The organism is Corynebacterium sp. (assembly GCF_012838985.1).
Classification (GTDB): Bacteria; Actinomycetota; Actinomycetes; order Mycobacteriales; family Mycobacteriaceae; genus Corynebacterium.
The window spans coordinates 1-3091 of sequence record NZ_DUOE01000192.1 but is presented as its reverse complement, the minus strand read 5'-3'; the positions used below and the strand labels follow the sequence as shown (position 1 = coordinate 3091).

Here is a 3091-nt window from a genome sequence, read left to right as displayed (position 1 = left end):
TGTGGGCCATCGTCACCAACTGGGAGACCTACGCCCTCATCCTCGGCGCCACCCTGGGCACGATCGTCCAGCAGTACTCCTTCAACGCGGGCGCACTGAAGAACTCCCTGCCCGCCATGACGATCTCTGAACCCATCGTCGCGTTTTCCCTGGGTTACCTCGTTCTGGGCGAGAAGTTCCAGGTGTCGACGGTGACCGGCTGGTTGTTCATGGCGCTGGCGTTCCTCGCCATGGTCGCCGCGACGGTGGTGTCTGCGGGCGACCTCCGATCAGGAGGAGGTCACGGTGAACAGTTCCGTCATGGAGCTGCCGGTGCCAGCGACGATGTCGTACAGCCAGATGGAGCTGCCGACGAAGAAGTCGAGCAGGGACGATCCGGTGAACTGGATGTTCTCGATCACGATGGGAAGCGGAAGAAAGAGCATGGTCTACCTCCTCTCCAAGGTGTCGGCGTTGCGGTTGTTCATGGTTACTGCCTGTTCCTGCGGGAGCGCACCCGAGACACCGGGGGATGTACGGGTGCACGCGACCCCGAGGGGGTTGCGATGGGCCACGGATTTCTCCTGGCTGTCCAGGTCATCAATCTGGGCGAGCCAGAAGGACGCGATATGGATCGAAACCGCGCCAGACAATCCCCAGAGACCAGAAGCAGTGCCTGTTTCCGTCCGTTCAATCGAGATCTCCCGGCGAAATGCGAGACTTATCCCCGGAAAATCACAGGCGCTCGGACAGTTTAAGGCTCTTCGTTAACTGATTGTGACTTCAATACAACTTGAAGCGGAAGGCGCACGTCGGGCGCAACTACATTCCCCGGAAACCACCCCATTGCGGGGGGAATCTCGCGCCAAGTTGGCCAGAACCGGTTCAGATCGCCCACTCAAATACGGCGAGCATGTACGCCGAGAACCACGCCCCGAACACCACCCACCCGGCGGCGGCGCCCAGCTGCCAACCCCGGGGGAGCCTCTCCGCGGCCCGGAGCACCCACGGCAGCAGCAGGATCACCGCCGGCAGGAGCAGGCGGGGGCGGGAGTGCATGATGCCGTCGGAGAGCAGGACGGTGGCCAGGATGGCGGCCGAGAACCACCACACCTCCAGCGGGGTGCGTCCCCATGCAGCCACCAGCGCCACGACGGCCGCCGCCATCACGCCGACGCTGAGCAGGCAACCACCCTCGGCGCTGGTGGTGAGGACCTCCCACACCCAGACGACGGTGGCCCGGCCGAAGTCGAAGCCGGAGTCCCAGCCGTCCTCCTGGATGCCGAAGTAGCCGCCCCGGCTGATCGTGTGGCTGCTCGCCCAGGCCAGGTAGCCCAGCAGCGACCACGGGGTGAGGGCCAGCGCGACCCAGGCCCGCCAGTCCCGGCGCGCGTACAGCAGGACCACCAGCCCGAACACGCCGATCATGGTGACCGCGGTCAGGCGGGTGAAGCCCAGGAGGAAGATGAGGCCGGCGGCCCACCACCAGCGCCTGTCGATGAGGGCGACGAGCGACCACACCGCCAGCGCCCCGAACAGCGCCTCGGTGTAGGGCATGGAGTAGGTGATGGCCATCGGGGCGGAGGACACGACGACGGCCGCCCCGATCTGCGGGGCCCGTCCCGCCCCCATGCGTTGGGCGAGCACCATCACGCCGGCCGTCATGGCGATCCCGGCGATGATGTTGACCAGCGCGGCCGCGGTCCCGTACTCCAGGCGCGTCAGCTCGTGGACGAGCCGCACCAGCCCCGGGTAGCCGGGGAAGAAGGCCAGGGTGCGTTCATGCACCGGCACATCAGTGGCGATGTCGGCCTGGAAATAGCCGTTTTCGGCGATTTCGAGGTAGTACTCCGCGTCCCACTTGGTCAGCAGGCCGGTGAGGGAGTCGTCGTTGGTGCGGGCGAGGACGCTGAGCGTCGCGACGCGGAAGGCGGTGCCGAGGAGGAGGATGAGGGTGGCGTCGAGAAGCACTCGAAACCACCGCATCCCCGCGCTACCCTGGTGGGAAACACCTCTCACATCAGGAGACCCCATGCTCAGCGTCATTCCCCTTCCCTTCGTCCTGCTTCTCGACGGCCTCGCCTCCTCGATCGTTGAGGCTGCGCCCTTCCTCAGCTCCCTGGGCTGATCCCCTGCATTCTGTTACGGGCCCGTGCTGCGGGCAAGGTGGGACACACGTGTCCCCGGTGCCATGATTCTCCCAGCGGAAAAGTATGGACGTCCCGCAGCCGCACACGTAACATAAGAGGCGGTTCATTAATCGAGAGAAAGGAACCGCCATGCACGGATCTGCTGAATTGATCAACTGGGCGATCTCCCCGTTCGAGTTCCTGTTCGGTTGGGCCTCCTGGCCGTTCACGACGCTGAGCTCCCACCTTTCCTAGGGACTCACGGACTCCGACACCGACCCCCGCCGCGCCTCCGGTGCGGCGGGGGTCGACATGATTCCGCCGCCCCGGACGCCATAAAGCAGGGTGGAGCAGGGCTTTTCACGTTTCTTCACAAAACTGCGTTGCGCGGAGGTCCGGAGTGTGTAGAATTCACAGCATGTTCTCCCGCGCGAACCTGCTTCTTCTTCGCCGCGGCGGGTCTCAGGTCCAGTAACAAGCGACCGGCACCCCGTCGCGGAGTCTGGTGTTGCCGGTTGCTGCCTCCGCTGAATCAACAGGATTCATCAGCGGTGAGACCTCCCCGGCTACTACAGTGAAGGCCATTGCCGGCCCCTGGTAGCCGCATAAAGACCCGAAAAGGAAATATCCATGTCCCCGAACGACTCCTTCATCTCCGCCCCCTCCGAGATCCGCACCCCGGACGGACCGCGCCGCGAGGGCCAGCCCGCCTGGAACAAGCAGCGCAACTCCTCGATGCCGGTACACCGCTACCGCCCCTTCGCCGAGGCCGTCGAGGACATCGTCCTGCCGGACCGCACCTGGCCGGACAAGAAGATCACCGTCGCCCCGCAGTGGTGCGCCGTGGACCTGCGCGACGGCAACCAGGCCCTCATCGACCCGATGAGCCCGGAGCGTAAGCGCCGCATGTTCGAACTGCTGGTGAAGATGGGTTTCAAGGAAATCGAGGTCGGTTTCCCCTCCGCATCCCAGACTGATTTCGA

General features: G+C 64.8%; 1 protein-coding gene and 2 pseudogenes. 2 read left to right on the top strand and 1 reads right to left on the bottom strand.

The genetic code is table 11. The features are described from left to right. A pseudogene (locus GXZ33_RS10955) lies at positions 1–245 on the top strand (DMT family transporter); the annotation flags it as partial. A 619-nt stretch (positions 246–864) separates the two neighbouring features. On the opposite strand, the gene GXZ33_RS10950 reads toward GXZ33_RS10955, so the two are convergent. Continuing rightward, entirely contained in the window at positions 865–1965 is a 1101-nt protein-coding gene (locus tag GXZ33_RS10950) for a glycosyltransferase 87 family protein (protein ID WP_291341061.1), read from the bottom strand. A 773-nt stretch (positions 1966–2738) separates the two neighbouring features. Here GXZ33_RS10950 and GXZ33_RS10945 point away from each other — a divergent pair. Beyond that, a pseudogene (locus GXZ33_RS10945) lies at positions 2739–3091 on the top strand (2-isopropylmalate synthase); the annotation flags it as partial.

Bases quoted from the DNA above. Each gene is read 5' to 3' on its own strand.
- GXZ33_RS10950 (WP_291341061.1), bottom strand. From the start codon at position 1,965: ATGCGGTGGTTTCGAGTGCTTCTCGACGCCACCCTCATCCTCCTCCTC.